Annotated in this window: 12 protein-coding genes; 7 read left to right on the plus strand and 5 right to left on the minus strand. The window is 74.9% G+C overall.

Annotation, left to right across the window (positions count from 1 at the left end):
• The first annotated feature begins 127 nt into the window (after positions 1–127).
• Positions 128–583: a metallopeptidase family protein gene (locus tag IE313_RS16235; RefSeq protein WP_189933099.1), complete on the plus strand. Its 456-nt coding sequence runs from the start codon at positions 128–130 to the stop codon at positions 581–583.
• Between the two features lie 293 nt (positions 584–876).
• Here IE313_RS16235 and IE313_RS16240 read toward each other — a convergent pair whose 3' ends face one another.
• The 3 genes from IE313_RS16240 to IE313_RS16250 form a co-directional block, all read right to left on the minus strand.
• On the minus strand, positions 877–2,484 hold the full coding sequence (locus tag IE313_RS16240; RefSeq protein ID WP_189932738.1) for a DUF5719 family protein: 1,608 nt from the start codon (positions 2,482–2,484) through the stop codon (positions 877–879).
• The gene (locus IE313_RS16245; protein ID WP_189932740.1) at positions 2,481–6,725 is read right to left on the minus strand and encodes a glycosyltransferase; all 4,245 of its coding nucleotides are present in this window, start codon (positions 6,723–6,725) and stop codon (positions 2,481–2,483) included. The genes IE313_RS16240 and IE313_RS16245 overlap by 4 nt, the downstream gene beginning before the upstream one ends.
• Positions 6,726–7,379: 654 nt before the next feature.
• Complete coding sequence (locus IE313_RS16250; RefSeq protein WP_189932743.1) at positions 7,380–7,640, minus strand: WhiB family transcriptional regulator; 261 nt, start codon at positions 7,638–7,640, stop codon at positions 7,380–7,382.
• 753 nt (positions 7,641–8,393) lie between these two features.
• Here IE313_RS16250 and IE313_RS16255 point away from each other — a divergent pair.
• The 6 genes from IE313_RS16255 (at position 8,394) to IE313_RS16280 (ending at position 14,048) form a co-directional block, all read left to right on the plus strand.
• A complete protein-coding gene (locus IE313_RS16255) occupies positions 8,394–8,960 on the plus strand; it encodes a cysteine dioxygenase (protein ID WP_189932745.1) in 567 nt (188 codons plus the stop codon).
• A gap of 156 nt (positions 8,961–9,116) precedes the next feature.
• Positions 9,117–10,142, plus strand: a complete 1,026-nt coding sequence (locus tag IE313_RS16260) for a 2-phospho-L-lactate transferase (protein WP_189932747.1) — start codon at positions 9,117–9,119, stop codon at positions 10,140–10,142.
• A complete protein-coding gene (locus IE313_RS16265) occupies positions 10,139–11,563 on the plus strand; it encodes a coenzyme F420-0:L-glutamate ligase (RefSeq protein WP_189932749.1) in 1,425 nt (474 codons plus the stop codon). Before IE313_RS16260 ends, IE313_RS16265 begins: the two co-directional genes overlap by 4 nt.
• A gap of 325 nt (positions 11,564–11,888) precedes the next feature.
• Positions 11,889–12,986, plus strand: coding sequence for a DNA-3-methyladenine glycosylase family protein (locus IE313_RS16270; protein WP_189932751.1), 1,098 nt, complete (start codon positions 11,889–11,891; stop codon positions 12,984–12,986).
• A 405-nt stretch (positions 12,987–13,391) separates the two neighbouring features.
• Complete coding sequence (locus tag IE313_RS16275; protein WP_189932753.1) at positions 13,392–13,640, plus strand: hypothetical protein; 249 nt, start codon at positions 13,392–13,394, stop codon at positions 13,638–13,640.
• Between the two features lie 189 nt (positions 13,641–13,829).
• Entirely contained in the window at positions 13,830–14,048 is a 219-nt protein-coding gene (locus IE313_RS16280) for a hypothetical protein (RefSeq protein ID WP_189932755.1), read from the plus strand.
• Positions 14,049–14,130: 82 nt separating this feature from the next.
• Here the strand turns inward: IE313_RS16280 and manB are convergent, their stop codons facing one another.
• Together manB and IE313_RS16290 are read right to left on the minus strand one after the other, a co-directional pair.
• Positions 14,131–15,213 (minus strand): mannose-1-phosphate guanylyltransferase, encoded by a 1,083-nt coding sequence (gene manB, locus IE313_RS16285; RefSeq protein WP_189932757.1) that lies wholly within the window; start codon positions 15,211–15,213, stop codon positions 14,131–14,133.
• Between the two features lie 161 nt (positions 15,214–15,374).
• The gene (locus IE313_RS16290; RefSeq protein WP_308439178.1) at positions 15,375–16,931 is read right to left on the minus strand and encodes a peptidoglycan recognition protein family protein; all 1,557 of its coding nucleotides are present in this window, start codon (positions 16,929–16,931) and stop codon (positions 15,375–15,377) included.
• Positions 16,932–16,998: the final 67 nt, after the last annotated feature.

The raw sequence follows: 16,998 nt of genomic DNA on the forward strand, positions 1-16,998 counted from the left end.
GGCGGACGGCGGTGGACGCCGGTGCGCGCCGCCGTCCCCGGCGCTGCCGGGCGCACCCGGCAGCACGGGCCCGGGCCCTCGGTCTCGCGCGCGCGGGCGGGTGTGCGAGGACTAGGCTTCATCAGTGATGGAGAACCCAGTACCGCCTCCCACGACGGGCCCGGGACCGCGCCGCCGCGACCGCCATGGACGGGGCATGCGCGGGCCCGTGGCACCACCGCAGGTACCGCTCTCGGCGAGCCGTGCCGAGGTCTTCGCCGACCTCGTGCAGGACTCCGTGGAGCGACTGGAGCGGCGCTGGCCGCAGCTCGCCGAGATCGACTTCCTGGTGCTCGAGGTGCCCCAGCCGGGGAGCGCTCCGGACGGCGGGGGATGGAGCGATGACGCGGTTCCGCTGGGCGGCACGGTGTCGGCGGGCCGGGGACGGCCCGCCCGGGTCGTGATCTACCGGCGGCCGGTGGAGATCAGGACCAAGAGCCGGGACGAACGCGCCGTGCTGGTCCACGAGGTGGTGGTGGAGCAGGTGGCGGAGTTGCTGGGGCTGACTCCCGAGACGGTGGATCCCGGGTACGGCGAGGAGTAGTCCTGCTCGCCCCCGCCCGATGGGCTCGCGCCCCTGCGGCTTCCGAATCCCGGCCGACAGGCTTCCGAGCCCGGCCGATGGGCGCCATCTGATCCCGGCCGATGGGCGTCCGATCGCGACCCCGCGGGCTCGTCGCGGCGCGCCCGACGACTCGTGGTGGGCGGCCCGCGGGCTCGTGGTCGCGTACGGGGCTCGTCCGCCGTCCCCTGCGGGCCCGTCCCCGCAACGAGCGCTGCGGCACGGCCCGGTGCGTGCCGCGGCCAGGGCGGCGGCCAGCGGCCGCCGCCCTGGGGCTACTTCTGCAGGATCGACAGGTCCTGTTCCGCCTTGGGCACCTGGACCATGCCGTGGTCGTCGGCCAGGGGCTGGACGGTGAACATGGGGATGCCGTCCTCGGGGAGTTCCAGGGTGCGGGCGGCGTAGAGGGGCCCGCCCGAGACGGGTTCGACCGTGACGGCGTAGGTGCCCTTCAGGCCCTGGGGGACGGGAGGCTGGACAGCGAGGGTGGTACGTGCCTTGACGGAGTACGTCCGGGAGACGGCAGAGCCGCCGCCGGTGCCCGCGGACGAGGTGATGCGCACCTGGACGGGGCCGTCCGGGGCGGTGAGCGAGAGGGTGGTGCCCTTCGCGTGGTTGCCCGCGGCCGTCGCCCGCTCGCCGACCGGGGCGGTGGCGGGGATGAACGCCGACTCCTGGTGCGCGCCCTGGCCGCGCACCACCCGCAGCGCCGCCACCACCGGCACCGGGCGCCCTTCCGCGTCCGAAGGGGTGAGCAGGAGCGAGCCGGCCTCGCCCCGGGTGACCGGCCCCAGGTCGACGGCGGCGGTCATCCCTGACTTGACGTGCAGCGTCTCGTGTCCGGCCGGAGTGATCGAACCGGTCGGCGAGGACAGCTTCACGTTCAGGTCGGCGTCGTCGTCCCCGGGCGCGAAGGCGACCAGTCGCACGGCTGTGGCGTCCTTGGGGATGCCCGGCATGACCAGGCTGCGCTCGGGCGAACCGGCCGCGGGCAGCCAGTCGCCGCCGGCCTCGGCATCGGCGACCCGCATGGCCGCCGCGACCCGGCCGCTGCGCACGCCCACGTGGACGGTGAGGTTGGTCTCCGGCCGATCGGTGAGTGTCGAAAGCAGCACACGGACGCTCTGGTGCGGCCCGACCTGGATGCCCTCTCCGACGTCCGACTTGATGGCGCCGCCCTTGCCGTACAGCTCGATGTCGGCGACGGCCGCGGAGTCGTCCGGGTTGGTGAGGTGGACGTAGTCGGTACGGTCGTCCGCCGTGCTCGCGCCCGGGAACCAGAAGTCCGTGTCCGGCGCCGAACAGGCCACTCCATAGAGGCCGCGGCCGTCACCCGCGGCGACCTGCGTGGTCTGCTGGACGGTCCAGCCGGGGGCCATGGCGCCGTCGGCGGAGCCGAGCAGCGCAGGGCGGTCGGCGCCCGAGGCGTCGGCGGAGGACGGCTTGCCGGGTTGCGTACCCGAGAGCACCGGCTTGCCGGCGGCCGCGCCGCCCTTGTCCCCGTCCGTGCTCTTTTCCCTGCTCCTGCCCTTGCCCTTGCCGTCGGCGGTCTTGTCGCCGCTCCCGTCCTTGCCGGCGTCCTTGCCGCCGGAGCTGTCGTCGGCCCCGCCGCCCGACTCCGACGGGTCCGCTGCGGGCAGCAGTTCGGCCGATCCCTTGGCGGTACCGCCCGTGGAACCCGGAGTGAACGAGGTGTACGTGGTCTCGGCGAGGTCCGAGGGGCCGGGCGAGGGGCAGAGCAGGCTGCTGCGCTCCACGGGTCGCCGCTGCGCAGAGCCGCCGGCGTCGTCGGCCGAGCCGTCCGGTGCGGTGAGGGCCGCCAGACCTGTGACGGCCACGAGCGCGGTGGTCCCGGCGATCAGGGACAGGGTGGTGCGGTTCACTGCTGGCTCCCGTCGGGGCGGTCGCTGTCGGTACCGTGCGGCGGCCTGGGGGGCGGTGGCGGCACCTGGCCGTAGCCGTTCTCGTAGCCCTGGCCGTAGGAGGGGTCGTAGCCGGGCTGGGCCCGGGGATCCTCCTGGCCCTGCTGGTCGTACCCGCTCCCGTACCCGTACGGGTCGTACTGGCCGCCCTGCCCGTACTGGCCGGCCTGCTCGAAGCGGCCGTCCTGGTAGCCGTCGACGGGGTACTCGCCCGACGGGTAGTCGCCGGAGCCCGCCGGGGCGTACTCACCCGGCTGGTACGCACGGCCGTACGCGTCCGTGGCGTACTGGCCGCCCTGGTACGCCGCCCCGTCCCCGAACTCGCCCTCCTGGTAGGCGCCGCCGGAGGCGTACGACCCCGACGCGTACGGGCCCTGGGCGTACTGCTCGTCGCCGTACGCGCCGTACCCGCTGGCTTGGTAGGACTCGCCCCGGCCGTCCCACTCGCCGTACCCGCCCTGCTGCGGGACCTGGCCGGGGGGCGCCTGGGGCGGCAGCGCGCCGGTGGGCTCCGGCCCTGCCGGCTCCTGCGGCACGGCGCCGGCCGGCTGCTCCGGACGGCCCGGTGCCATGGTGTCGTCGTCGGTAGTCGAGCCGGCCTCACCGGGGGCCGCGGCACCGGGGAGGCCAGGGCCCGTGTCGTCCCCCTGCGCGGCCGGGCCGCCGAAGTCCGCCTGGCCGCCGAAGCCGGACCGCTGCGCCGGGTCCGCGAAATCAGGCCGGTCCGACCGGGCTGCGGGCACCGCCGCGGCCACGGCCGCCGCCTCCGGTGCGCGCGGCCCGTCCTGCCCGGCGGCCGGAGCATCACCCGCGGCCCCGGCGGTCTCCATGGACTCCGCCTGGGCCCGCAGCCTGCGCGCGCGGCGGCCCTCGCCCTCGACGGGCTGGGCGGGCACCACGGGCTCCTCGGGCATGTCGTCGTCGACGTCGCGGCGCCGGCCCGGCAGGGCGAGGACGACCAGCACCACGGCGAGGGCGGCCTGCGCCCAGAGCCAGACGGTGTGGCCGATCGGGGTGTCGAAGGTGACGTCCAGACGACCGCCGGCGGCGGGCAGCCGGAAGCCCTGGGCCCAGCCGTCGACCGTCGTCCTGGCCAGCGGACGGCCGTCCAGCGTGGCCGTCCAGCTCGGGTCCGCGGTGTCGGCCAGGCGCAGCAGGCGTCCTTGGGCACCGGACGGGATGGTGGTGTGCAGTTCGACCGGCCCGGCGGCGACCGGCACGGGCTCGGCGGCACCGGCACCGGCACCGGCACCGGGCGGCGGTACCACGACCGCGCGTGCCACCTGCCGGTCGAGGCGCCACAGTGCGGTGCCGTCCTGCTGGCTGAGCCTGGTCAGGCCCGGGGTGGAGTCCAGGACGCGGCTCATCTGCCGGGGCGCGCCGTCCTGCACCAGTACATAGCGCACGGCGAAGCCGCCGAGCTGCGCGGCCTGGTCGGCTCCCGAGCCCGCGACGAGGTTGGCGACCACCTTGTCCAGCCGGGAGTTGTCGCCGAGCGCGCCGGCCAGCTCGGCGTCGCCGAGCCGGGCGCCCGAGCCGCGCACGAGGCTGTACGAGACCCTGGCGGCGGAGTCACCGTCGAGCACGAGGGTGCGCGCCTGGTCCTGGGTGCCGCTCTCCTCCGCGACGAACGCGGGCACCTGCACCGGGTCGCGCCGCTCCACGGGGCCGTCGGCGCCGCCGGCCATCCAGGAGAAGGCGGCCACCAGCGGTCCCACCGCCGCGGCCAGGGCGATGAGCGCGGCGACCGGCTGCCGCCAGCCGAAGCTCAGCTCCGCCACGCGTGCGCGTGCCCCGTCGGCTCCGACCGTCGCCGCCGCCAGGAGCGCGATGCCGTACACCAGGGTGGCGGGGCCGGCCCAGGTGGAGGAGTTGGAGAGCACCGCGAAGAGCAGAGCGGCGAGGGCGACGGCCCAGGCGGTGAACACGGCCGCCTGCCGCTCGCCGCGGAGCAGGGCGGCGAGGGCGGCGAGCGGGATCCCGATCAGCAGCAGTCCGGCGAGGGTGCCGGGGCCGCCGGGCGAGGCGCCCAGCAGGTCGAGCGCGGACGCCGCGCCCTTCCCGTACGGCAGGCCCGCCTCGCTGAAGAAGCCGAAGGGCAGCAGCGAGAGCGACCAGGGGGCCAGGATCAGCAGGGGCGTGCCGAGTGCGGCCAGGAAGCGCAGCCCGTGCGCCGCGAGGTCGTCGCGGCGCACGACGAGCACGCCGAGGCCGAGCACCAGTGCGAGGGGCCAGACGATGGGCGTGAAGGCGGTGGTCACCGTGAGCAGCAGGGCGTAGGCCCAGGTGGCACGCCAACTGCCGCGGGTGCCCGGTGCGGTGCCTGCGGCCAGTCCGCCGGCCGCGACGCCCGCGCGCGCGATGAGCGGCAGCAGGATGGCGAGCACCGCGGTGCCGAGCCGGCCGCCCGCGAGCGCGCCGGTGGCGGCGGGCAGGAAGGCGTAGGCGACGCTGGCCCAGGCGCGCAGCAGCCGGGACTCCACCAGCGGCCGCGAGGCGAAGTAGGCGGTGAAGCCGGCCAGCGGCACCGAGCAGACCAGCAGCACGGTGACCGCGAGGCCCGTGGAGCCGAACAGCAGGGTCGCGAGGAGCGCGACGACGGCCAGGTAGGGCGGCGCGGACTCGGTACCGCCGGTCCCGACCGGGTGCCAGCCGTCCGCGTAACGGCCCCACAGCTCGAAGACGTCGGCCGGGGCGGGCAGCAGGGCACCGCCGGAGAGGGCACCGCTGCCGAGCAGGGCGCGGCAGGCGACGAGGGAGATGAGGAGCAGCACCACGAAGAGCATCGGACCGGGCTTGCGGGCGATCCGCTTGAGGCGGGCGAACTGCTCGATCTCCAGGAAGTCGGCGTCGTCGCCGCCGGGTCCTGACTCGACGGCGCCGCCGTGCCGTCCGGCTCCGGCCGCGACCTCCGGGTCGGAGCGGCCCACCAGGTTGGCCGCGGCCTGCTCGATGGTGAGCCGTACGGTGGCGCCGGGCGGTGGGAACAGCGGACGCAGTTCGTCCTTCTCGACGGCGGGCGCCCCTCGACCGCGCCGGGCGGCGAGGATCCGCTCGGGCCGCAGCAGTGTCGCGAGCAGGCCGGTGATCTCGTCGAGCGCCTGGCCCGGGACCTTGCCGACGAGGTAGGCGAGGGTGCGCAGCAAGGTGCCGAGCACCAGCCGCAGCAGCACCCAGGGCAGCACGGCGGAGCGGGTGTTGACCAGGAGGGTGTAGGCCGCGCCCGCCTTGTCGACCTTGTGCGGTGAGGCCGAGGTGCGGCCGACGCAGTCGACGGTGCGGCGCTCGCGGGAGGCCGCCTCGGCATGGCGCACGACGGCGTCCGGAGCGATCAGGACGCGGTGGCCGGCGGTCTGGGCGCGCCAGCACAGGTCGACGTCGTCGCGCATCAGCGGGAGTCGGCGGTCGAAGCCGCCGAGCGCGTCGAAGACGTCGCGGCGGACCAGCATGCCGGCGGTGGAGACCGCGAGCACGGGCCGCACCTGGTCGTGCTGGCCCTGGTCCTGCTCGCGGCGGTCGAGTCCGGTCCAGCGGCGGCCGCTGTTGGCGATGGAGACGCCGACTTCGAGGAGCTGGCGGCGGTCGTACCAGCCGCGGAGCTTGGGTCCGACGACGGCGACGTCCTTGCCGGCCTCGTGCTCCTGCTCCACCACGCGCAGCAGTTCGGCGAGGGCGCCGGCCTCCGGGGCGCAGTCGTCGTGCAGCAGCCAGAGCCACTGCTCGGGCTCGCCGTAGGGCAGGTCGGGCATGTCGTACGCCTCGTCACGCCAGCTCCGGGTGACCGGGTCCCAGCCGCTGGGGCGCTTGAGGTAGGGCAGATCGTCCGGGGTGAGGGCGCCTGCGGTGCGGGCGGCCTCTTCGACGGCGGCGCCGAATCCGGTGCGCCGCGCGAGGTGCAGCACGCGGTCGGGGCCGATGGCCTCGGCGATCAGGCGTGCGGAGTCGTCGGCGCTGCCGGTGTCGGCGGCCACCACGCTCTGCACCGGGCGGTCCTGGCCGAGCAGGCCGGCGAGGGCGTCGGGGAGCCAGCGGGCGCCGTCGTGCGAGACGAGCACGGCGGTGACGACATGCCGCGGGAACTCCGGTGGCGTGGCCGGGTCGGAGAACGCCTGGTGGGCCGGGTCGGACAGCGCCTGCCCCGCCCCGCCGAACCCTGTGGCGGCGGCTGCATACTGCGTGGCCGAATGACTGTGCACGGACATCGAGGTACGGGCCCCGGTTCGCTGGACTGCGGTGGACGCACCGGGTGCCGACTCGGGTCGCGGTGCGTCTCGGACGAAGGCCCACACTAACGGCTGGCCCGCACGGCCAACCGCCGCCTGTGGACAACCCGCCACCGAGGGGCCTCCGGCCGCGCCGGCCGGGCGCCGCCACACCGCGCCGCACGGGACGGTGCCGGGACTCGGACGCGATGCGCCCGGGACTCGGGCGGGGCGGGCCGCCGGAACCCGGGGGCGGTGGCGCGCCCGACCCGGGCGGCGTCGCCTGCCGCGAGGCCGCGCGGTGGGAGGCGCTTCCGCACCCGTCGGGCGGGGACGAATCCGTGGTTCCGTGTCCGTTGGGCGGGGGCGGTTCCGCGGTTCCGTGTCCGAGGCGGACGGCGCGCAGCGGGCCTCGGGGCCCGCTCGGAGCCCGTGTCCCCCCGGTTCCCGTTCCCTAGGCTCCCGTTCCGTACCCGTTCCGCTCCGTACCCGTCCGAGGGGCGCGCGGGTGCGTGCCGCATCCCGGAAGGAGCCGCGCGGCAAGTCGAGGGCCCCTGGAAGGCGCCGGAGTGCGCAAGCGGTGTGCGCCGGTGCTCGGGCCGGCCGCTCAGGGCCGCGGTCCCGGCGCGAGTGGTGCGCTGCTCCGAAGGGACGTCAGACGGCGGCCTTCTTCAGACGGCGGCGCTCACGCTCGGACAAGCCGCCCCAGATACCGAACCGTTCATCGTTCGCAAGTGCGTATTCGAGGCATTCGGAGCGGACTTCACACGCAAGGCAGACTTTCTTTGCTTCGCGAGTGGAGCCGCCCTTCTCGGGGAAGAAGGACTCAGGGTCGGTCTGAGCGCAGAGCGCGCGCTCCTGCCAGCCGAGTTCCTCATCGGCCTCGACCAGCAGTTCCTCAAACAGCTCGGTCATATGTGCCCCTCGTCTGTCTTTGCGACCCCGTGGTGCGCCCGTACCGATTCCGGCCGAACGACACGAGTGAAATTACAAGTGCGACACTCCGGGGCAGTCAAGCCGAGATCTGCTATTGAGCCCCGTATTCACTCTGCGGAACCAACCCCTTGCCGAAAGTGTTCAAATCCGCATAAACCCGACGCAGGCCGAAGGCACGCCCCGGAAGCCGGTCATCGCACCGGTCCCGGGGGGTCCCGCCGGGCTCCGCAGAGTGCCGCGCGGCCTCCGCGGACCCGCCGCGGCCGCCGTGGCCCTTCACAGGGAAAGACGTAGGACACACCGATCCAGTTCAGCCACGGGGCCGGATCGTCGAGGTTCGCCGGATCCCCGACGGCTTCGGCAGGTCCAGGAGACCGGGGGGGACGGCGGACGGAGCGCCGGGCCTCAGCCGCGGCCCGTGCCGTGCGGGCCCCGCTCCACCCTCCCTGCTGCACAAACCTTTCGTCCAGTTGGGCAACCGGATGGGGTGAAACATCCCTCCCAAACCCGACATCCGATTGACAACGGAGGTGTGAGTCGATGTCCTTGTGGGCATGCTCGCGAACTCGGCGCTCACCGCGACCCGGCCCACCGGGTCCTCCAGTGCTGCCCTCGCGCGCGTGAGCTGTCGCTGTCGTTGCTGTTGAGCCTCTGACGCTCCGGCCGACCCGACCGCCGAACCCCGGCGGTCGTCCGCGACACCCCCGCACTCTCCAAGGACCTTCCGCCGTCATGAACAGCGACAGCGATCTGCAGATCGCCGGCGACCTCCTGGAGGTCCTGCACCTCCTTGGGCCCGCCCCCGAGCACCCCTCCACCGTGGCCGAGTTCGCCGGCCTCGCCCGCGAGGTCGCCGCCGACCCCGCGCAATGGCGCCACCTGGTGCGCTACGACACCACCACCCGCTGGTACCACCGGCTGCGCACCGGACCCGGATACGAGATGTGGCTGCTGACCTGGGTGCCCGGCCAGGGCAGCGGAACGCACGACCACGGCCCGTCCTGCGGTGTGCTGACCGTCCTGGAGGGCGCGCTCACCGAGCACACCCGGCGCGGCGCCCACACCCTCACCGCCGGCGCCCAGCGCGTCTTCGCCCCCGGCTACGTGCACGGTGTCGTCAACGACTCCCTGGAACCCGCCGTCAGCCTGCACATCTACCACCCGGGCCTGACCGAGATGCCGGTCCGCTCCGCACGCCGCGCCACCCGGCACCATCCGGCGCCCCACCGAACGACCGCACCCGACGAGTCGACCGGCCCCACCGGGCCCACCGACCCCGTGACGGCCACGTCGCCCTGACCCCGGGTCCGGGCCCTCGCACCGGAAGGCGGGCCCGCACCCGGCGGGCCCGCACCCGGCCGCCCGGGACCGCCTGGCCTGCGCCGCCGCGGCTCCCGGCGCCCGACCCGGGCCGCGCCCGACGCATTGTCGTACCCGCCTGCCAGACTGGGCGTTATGCGCATTGTGGTTCTGGCAGGCGGCATCGGCGGTGCCCGGTTCCTGCGTGGTCTCAAGAAAGCGGTCCCGGACGCCGAGATCACCGTCATCGGCAACACCGGCGACGACATCCACCTCTTCGGCCTGCGGGTCTGCCCGGACCTCGACACGGTGATGTACACCCTCGGCGGCGGGATCAACGAGGAGCAGGGCTGGGGGCGCACCGACGAGACGTTCCACCTCAAGGAGGAGCTCGCCGCGTACGGTGTCGGACCCGACTGGTTCGGCCTCGGCGACCGCGACTTCGCCACCCATGTCGTCCGCACCCAGATGCTCGGCGCCGGCTACCCGCTGAGCGCCGTCACCGAAGCGCTGTGCGACCGCTGGCAGCCGGGCGTACGGCTCATCCCCATGACCGACGACCGCGTCGAGACCCACGTCGCCGTCACCCTCCCCCCGGACGGGACGGACGGCACGGGAGTCACCGAAGGCACGGAGGGGCCGGGAGGCCGCTCGGCCGCGGGCGGCGAGCAGCGCGCCGTCCACTTCCAGGAGTACTGGGTGCGGCTGCGCGCCTCGGTGCCCGCGCACGCGGTGGTGCCCGTCGGCGCCGACCGGGCCAAGCCCGCGCCGGGCGTCCTGGAGGCGATCGCGGAGGCCGACACCGTCCTCTTCCCGCCGTCGAACCCGGTGGTGAGCATCGGCACCATCCTCGCCGTGCCCGGGATCAGGGAGGCGATCGCGGACGCCGGGGTGCCGGTCGTCGGCCTCTCCCCCATCGTCGGCGGCTCGCCGGTGCGCGGCATGGCCGACAAGGTGCTCGCCGCGGTCGGCGTGGAGTCCACCGCCGCCGCCGTCGCCGAGCACTACGGATCCGGCCTGCTGGACGGCTGGCTCGTCGACACGGTGGACGCCGCGGCTGTGGAGCGGGTGACGGCCGCCGGGATCCGCTGCCGGGCGGTCCCCCTGATGATGACCGACGTCGACGCCACGGCCCGGATGGCCGGGGAAGCGCTCGCCCTGGCCGACGAGGTGCGCGCATGACCGCCGGCACGCGCGCGACGGCCGGTGGCCCGCCGGCGCACTCCACCGCCTCGTACCACGTCTGGGCCGTGCAGGGCCTGCCCGAGGTGCAGCCCGGCGACGACCTCGCCAAGCTGATCGCGGCCGCCGAGCCGGGCCTCGCGGACGGCGATGTGGTCCTGGTCACCTCGAAGATCGTCTCCAAGGCGGAGGGCCGGGTGGTGGAGGCGGCCGACCGCGAGGCGGCCATCGACGCCGAGACGGTGCGGGTGGTGGCCCGCCGCGGCTCCCTGCGCATCGTCGAGAACCGCCAGGGGCTGGTGATGGCCGCGGCGGGAGTGGACGCCTCCAACACCCCGGCCGGTACGGTCCTACTGCTGCCCGAGGACCCGGACGCCTCCGCGCGGGCGGTCCGTGCCGGACTGCGCGACGTGCTCGGGGTTGACGTCGGCGTGCTGGTCACCGACACCTTCGGCCGCCCCTGGCGCAACGGCCTCACCGATGTCGCCATCGGCGCGTCCGGCGTCCGCGTCCTGGACGACCTGCGGGGCGGCGTCGACGCCCACGGCAACGCGCTCCAGTCCACCGTCATCGCCACCGCCGACGAGCTCGCCGCCGCGGGCGACCTGGTCAAGGGCAAGACCGCCGGGCTGCCGGTGGCCGTGGTGCGCGGCCTGCCGCACCTGACGCCGGCGACCGGCGCCCGGGACGGAGCGGAGAGCGGGCCGGACGGCACCGGCGACGGGCCGGGCGGCACCGGGAGCGGGTCCGGCGCGGACGAGGCGCAGGGCGCGCGGGCCCTGGTGCGCGTGGCACTGGACGACATGTTCCGGCTCGGCACCTCGGAGGCGGTGCGGGAGGCGGTGACCCAGCGGCGTACGGTCCGGGAGTTCACCGGCGAGCCCGTCGACCCGGGGGCCGTGCGCCGGGCGGTGGCCGCGGCGGTCACCGCCCCGGCGCCGCACCACACCACCCCCTGGCGCTTCGTCCTGCTGGAGTCGCAGGACTCCCGCACCCGCCTGCTGGACGCGATGCGGGACGCCTGGATCGCCGACCTGCGCGCCGACGGCAGGTCCGAGGCGTCCATCGCCGCGCGGGTGCGCCGCGGCGAGGTGCTGCGGGCCGCCCCCTACCTGGCGGTGCCCTGCCTCGTCACGGACGGTGCGCACTCCTACGGGGACGCCCGGCGGGACGGCGCGGAGCGCGAGATGTTCGTGGTGGCCATGGGCGCGGGCGTGCAGAACTTCCTCGTCGCCCTCGCCGGCGAGCGGCTGGGCTCCGCGTGGGTCTCGTCGACGATGTTCTGCCGCGAGGTGGTCCGCGAGGTGCTCGCACTGCCCGCCGGGTGGGACCCGATGGGAGCGGTGGCGATCGGGCACCCCGCGCGGCTGCCGAAGGCGCGGCCGGTACGGGACACGGAGGGGTTCGTCGAGACGCGGTGAACCGGCGGTCCCGGCGGCGCCGCACATCGGCGCTCCGGCATGCCCGTACCCCGGCACCTCGCCACCCCGCCACTCCGGCGGCCCGTGGCCCCGCGGCCCGTGGCTCACCGGCGGCCATCGCCGCGCGCACGGTGCGTCCGCAGGAGTGGCGGGGACCCACACGGGCAACCGCGCCGCCGCCCCGGGGCGCCCGGGCCCGGGCCGGGGTGCCGTCTCGGATGGACGTAGGGTGCACAGTGCGCAGCCGCATCGCGGAACGAGGTGCCCCCGGGCGCCCGGCCGCGACAGGCACCGCCTCATCGGCGCTACGCAAAGGACCGGCACCGTGGCAGGACGCTTCGCCCCCCGCCGCCCCACGCGCACATCGGTGCGCGGCGGCCACGCCGCCGTACCCGCGCAGTACCCCCGGGCTGCCGCGGGCCCGGCGGCAGCGGGCGGCCTGTCCGCCCCCGCTGCCCCCGCCGCTCCCACTGCGCCCGCGGCCCCCACCGCTCCCGCAGGCGTCTGCCGGACCACGGCCCTGACCCGTCGCTGGACGCCGCCGGGCCCGCTCGACCTCGGCCTGGTGCTCGGGCCGCTGCGCCGCGGCGGCGGCGACCCCACGGTCCGTGCGCTGCCGGACGGCTCGGTGTGGCGCGCCACCCGCACCCCCGCGGGGCCCGGCACGCTGCGTGTGGCGGTGAGCGGTGCCGATGTCGAGGCCGCCGCCTGGGGACCGGGGGCGCCCTGGCTGCTCGACCGGCTCCCCGAACTGCTCGGCGCCGCGGACGACCCGTCGGCCCTCGTGCCCCGGCACCGCCTGGTCGCCCTGACCCAGCGCCGCAGGCCGGGGCTGCGCCTGACCCGCACCGGCCTGGTCCTGGAGTCGCTGATCCCCTCCGTCCTGGAGCAGAAGGTCACCACCATCGAGGCGTACCGGGCGTGGCGGCGGCTGGTGCGTGCGTACGGCGAGCCCGCGCCGGGACCCGCGCCCGACCGGCTGCACGTGATGCCGGCGCCGCGCACCTGGGCGCTGATCCCGTCCTGGGAGTGGCACCGCGCCGGCGTCGACCAGAAGCGCTCGTCGACGATCCTGCGGGCGGTAAGGGTGGCCCGGCGCTTGGAGGAGGCCGTGGACCTGCCGCCCCGCGAGGCCCGCGCCCGGCTCGAACTGGTGCCGGGCATCGGATCCTGGACGTCCGCGGAGACCGTGCAGCGCAGCCACGGCGCACCGGACGAGGTGACCGTCGGCGACCTCCACCTGCCGGGCATCGTCGGCTACGCGCTGAACGGTGACCGCAACGCCGACGACGAGGAGATGCTGCGCCTCCTGGAGCCGTACGCCGGCCAGCGGCACCGTGCCGCGCGGCTGCTCCTGCTCAGCGGCAGGGCCCCGGCCCGCCGCGCCCCCCGGATGCCGCGCACGGACATCGGCCTGCTCTGACCCCGACCCGCCGCGGGAACGGCCCGCCGCGGCGGAACGGGCCACAGGCCAGGACCGACCACAGCCCAGGACGGCCGCAACCCAGGACCGGCCACAGCGCGGGACGGACCACAGCGCGGGACGGCCATTCAACGAATTCCTCGGCATTCATCGCCCGGACAATCACGGACAGCGCATCCGGCGGCCGGATCGGGCACCGCCTCCTGACAGGAGGCGTTTACCGTGCCCGGTTCACTCATTCGGCAGCACAACTCGGCGCACCGCCCCTCGTTTATCAGCGCAGTAACACACAAGACAGAGACAGAACCCCAGTGCAAGCACTGCCTGTCCGGCATCCGGGCGAAGACACCCGAATGCCTCGCAGGACGAAGTACGCAATGCGTTCGATACGAACAGAGGCTCTTCGTGATCCTGAAAAGAATCGCCGCCGTGTCGCTCTCCTCGGCGACCGTGCTCGCCGCCGGATCCGGCGTCGCGCAGGCCGACAACGACGTGTACGTCGTGAAGGATTCACAGGTGCTCAACTGCTTCAACCTGCGCATTGCCGAGGTCTCTGTCCTGTCGACCGGTAACGACAACATCGACTGCGCCACCAATGTGGGGCATGTCGAGGCGCCGGAAACAAATGCGGCCTCCGATGCGGTAGGACGATGAAACGGCACCCGTTCGGATCAATACCTGGCGGGCTTCCGGTTCGTTCACCAATTGGCAGCGCCCGATACTGACTCCCACGAAATGCACAACCCGTCAGGGTGCGCTTCCGTGGGCCGGTCGGCCGACGCCAGCAAACGTGGACTTCACATCCGCGGAATTACCCCCACTCCTCAAGGAGAAACAAGAAACATGATGCTCAAGAAGACCCTCGCCACCTCGTTCACTGCTCTGGCGCTGGCGGGCGTTGCTGCCGGGACGGCTTCGGCGCAGGACGACATCAGCAACGACAACAACGTGCTGAACTGCAACAGCATCCGCGTCATCGACGTGCCGATCCTGTCGGCCGCCAACGACAACATCGACTGCTCGCGGAACGTCGACATCGACGTCAAGGGCCACGGCTACTGAGCCGTACCCCGTCGACACCACCGCCCCCGGTCTCCCGGCCGGGGGCGGCTTCGCGTGAGCGGCCCCCCGCGGGGGCGCACCCTCACCGGTCGGGGGAGAACCGCACCGCGCCCGCGGGAAGAGACGCGTTGCACCAGATCCGGACACCGGCGAGCAGTTCGTTGTCGGCACCCACCGACGCCCCGTCACCGATGACCGCGCCGGTGACCACCGTGCGCGCCCCCACCCGGGCACCCTCGCCAATCAGCGAGTCGGTGACCACCGCGCCCGGCTCCACCACCGCGTCGCACAGCACCGCGCTGCCCGACAGCCGCGCGCCCGCGCCGATCAGCGCACGTTCGCCCACCACCGTGCCGCCGCTGAGCTTGGCACCAGGCGCGACCCGTGCCGAGGGCAGCACCAGGCGGTCCCCGCAGCGGCCCGGCACCGCGGGCGACGGCGCGCGTCCGAGGACGAGGTCCGCGGAGCCGCGCACGAAGGCCTCGGGGGTGCCCAGGTCCAGCCAGTAGGTGGAGTCGACCATCCCCTGCAGATGGGCGCCGGCGGCCAGCAGCCCCGGGAACGTCTCGCGCTCCACGGAGACCGGACGGCCCTCGGGGATGCTGTCGATGACGGAGCGCCGGAACACGTACGCGCCCGCGTTGATCTGGTCGGTGACGATCTCCTCCGGCGAGCCGGGCTTCTCCAGGAAGGCCAGCACACGGCCGGTGTCGTCGGTCGGCACCAGGCCGTACGCCCGCGGGTCGGTGACCCGGGTCAGGTGCAGGGACACATCGGCGCCGGAGGAGGCGTGGGCGGCGACCAGGGCGCGGATGTCGAGGCCCGTGAGGATGTCGCCGTTGAAGACGAGCACCGGGTCCTCGGGGCCGGAGCGCAGCCGGGAGGAGACGTTGCGGATGGCGCCGCCGGTACCGAGCGGCTCCCGTTCCGTGACGTACTCCAGGTGCAGCCCGAACGCCGAGCCGTCGCCGAAGTACGGCTCGAAGACCTCGGCCAGGTAGGACGTCGCCATCACGATGTGCTCGACGCCCGCGGCCCGGGCCCGCGCCAACTGGTGCGTGAGGAACGGCACGCCCGCCGCCGGCACCATCGGCTTCGGCGTGTTGACCGTGAGCGGGCGCAGCCGGGTGCCCTTGCCCCCGACCAGAAGGATCGCTTCTGTCACCTGTCGTCTCTGCTTTCCTGCTTAGGCCGGCCGGAGGTTCTTCCGGCCGGCCAGTCTAGGCAGAAGGACCGGGGCCGCTACCCGGCGTTTCGGCCGGGTGGGCGCGCCGGGGAGGCGCCCGGGCCCGCACGCCCGGCCCGGCGGCCGGGTGGGCGCGCCGCTCAGCGGCCCTGGAGCGCCGCGGCGCTGCTGCGGACCGTGCCGAGCATGCCGTACAAGCGGGTACCGGGGCAGTCGGTGTTGTAGCCGTCGCGGTGGCCCGAGACGACGTTCATCCGGACCTGCTCGCCCGCGGGGAAGAGGTTGCCGCCTGCGGACGTGAGCGAGGTGGTGCCCGCGGGGTCGGCCCCCGTCAGGCCGAGCTTCCAGGCGGCGAGCCCGGCGAGCGCGTCCACGGCCGCCTGCGGGGGGTCCTCGTCCGTGAAGGTGCCGAGGACGGCCATACCGGTGCTGTCCGTGTTGAACCCCATGGTGTGGGCGCCCATGACCGCCTTCTCCACGCCGCCCGCCCGGCCCTCGTAGACCGTCCCGCACTTGTCGACGAGGAAGTTGTAGCCGATGTCCCGCCAGCCCATGGTCTCCACGTGGTAGCGGTAGATGCCGCGGACCACCTCGGCGGCCTGGGCGCACGTGTAGTCGTTGCCCGTGTCGGTGTGGTGCACGAAGGCGGCCTTCACCGTCCCGGTGTAGCGGAACCCGCTCTCCCGCAGGCTCTCGTCGGCACCCCAGTCCGCGCGGCTGACGATGACCGGCCGCGGCGCCGCGTCGGGGACGGCGTCACGGACCGCGTCACGGACCGTGTCGGGGACGGCGTCACGGACGGCGGGTGACGCGGCCACCGGCTCCGCCGTGCCCGGCTCCGCGGAGGCGGCACCGCTCGGCCGACCCGCCGCCGCCCCGCCAGCCCGGGCCGCGGCGCTCACCGTGCTCGCTGTGCTCGCCGTGGCCGCGGGCGTTCCGCGCACCGCGGGAGCGCCGTCCGCGGTGCCGGGGTCGACGAGTTCCAGCCGCAGCCCGTCGGGCAGCGGGCTCGCCGCCCCACCGGTTCCGCCGTCGTCCGGTCCGCCGTCCCCCCGCCGCGCGACCGGCCCCGTGGACACCGGCTCCGCGTCCGCACCGGTCGGCACGCCGTCCGCAGCCCTCCGGCCCGCGCCGTCACCCCCTCCGCCGGTGGCGCCCGTCCCGCGTCCCCCGGCGGCGCCCGGGCCGCCTCTCTCCGCGGCGTCCGTGCCGCCTCCCCCCGCCGCGTCCGTGCTCCCCCGTTCGGCGGGCGCTCCCTTGCCGCCCCGCACCGCGGGTGTCACCCGGACCTGGACGCCGTCCGACCTGCCCACCCACAGTGGTGCCGTGGCGCCGCCCACCCGGGGCCCGGCGCGTTCCGCGGAACCCGGGTCGGGCGCATGGTCGTGGGCGTGCGTCGGGACGTCGCGCCAGCGCGACCAGGTGGTGCCGCCGGCCGGGCGGGTGCGGACCTGGACCCGGCCGTCGAGTCGGGCGTCCGGGTCGTCCCAGGCGACGCCGAGGAGGGAGAAGGGAGAGACATGACGCTGTGTCAGCCCCCGTGCCGGTGCGCCTCCCAGGGCACGGTCGGCCGCGAGGGGGGCCAGCGGCAGGGACCGCGTACCGCCCGAGGCGGCACCGGCCACCGGCGCGGACGGCGCGGCGGTCGCCGCCCGGGCACCGGACGGAAGGGTGAAGGGCAGGGAAAGGGCGGCCACGCATGTGACGCCCGCTGAGGAAGCAAGAAATCCACGCATGCATCCGATCGTTGACAGATGCCAGCAA

The organism is Streptomyces sulfonofaciens, from assembly GCF_014656295.1.
Taxonomy (GTDB): domain Bacteria; phylum Actinomycetota; class Actinomycetes; order Streptomycetales; family Streptomycetaceae; genus Streptomyces; species Streptomyces sulfonofaciens.

Excerpts from the sequence above, each read along its gene's own strand:
- IE313_RS16265 (WP_189932749.1), top strand. The coding sequence starts at position 10,139 with ATGACCGCCGGCACGCGCGCGACGGCCGGTGGCCCGCCGGCGCACTCC.
- IE313_RS16255 (WP_189932745.1), top strand. The coding sequence starts at position 8,394 with ATGAACAGCGACAGCGATCTGCAGATCGCCGGCGACCTCCTGGAGGTC.
- IE313_RS16250 (WP_189932743.1), bottom strand. The coding sequence starts at position 7,640 with ATGACCGAGCTGTTTGAGGAACTGCTGGTCGAGGCCGATGAGGAACTC.
- IE313_RS16235 (WP_189933099.1), top strand. The coding sequence starts at position 128 with ATGGAGAACCCAGTACCGCCTCCCACGACGGGCCCGGGACCGCGCCGC.
- IE313_RS16260 (WP_189932747.1), top strand. The coding sequence starts at position 9,117 with ATGCGCATTGTGGTTCTGGCAGGCGGCATCGGCGGTGCCCGGTTCCTG.
- IE313_RS16280 (WP_189932755.1), top strand. The coding sequence starts at position 13,830 with ATGATGCTCAAGAAGACCCTCGCCACCTCGTTCACTGCTCTGGCGCTG.
- IE313_RS16245 (WP_189932740.1), bottom strand. The coding sequence starts at position 6,725 with ATGTCCGTGCACAGTCATTCGGCCACGCAGTATGCAGCCGCCGCCACA.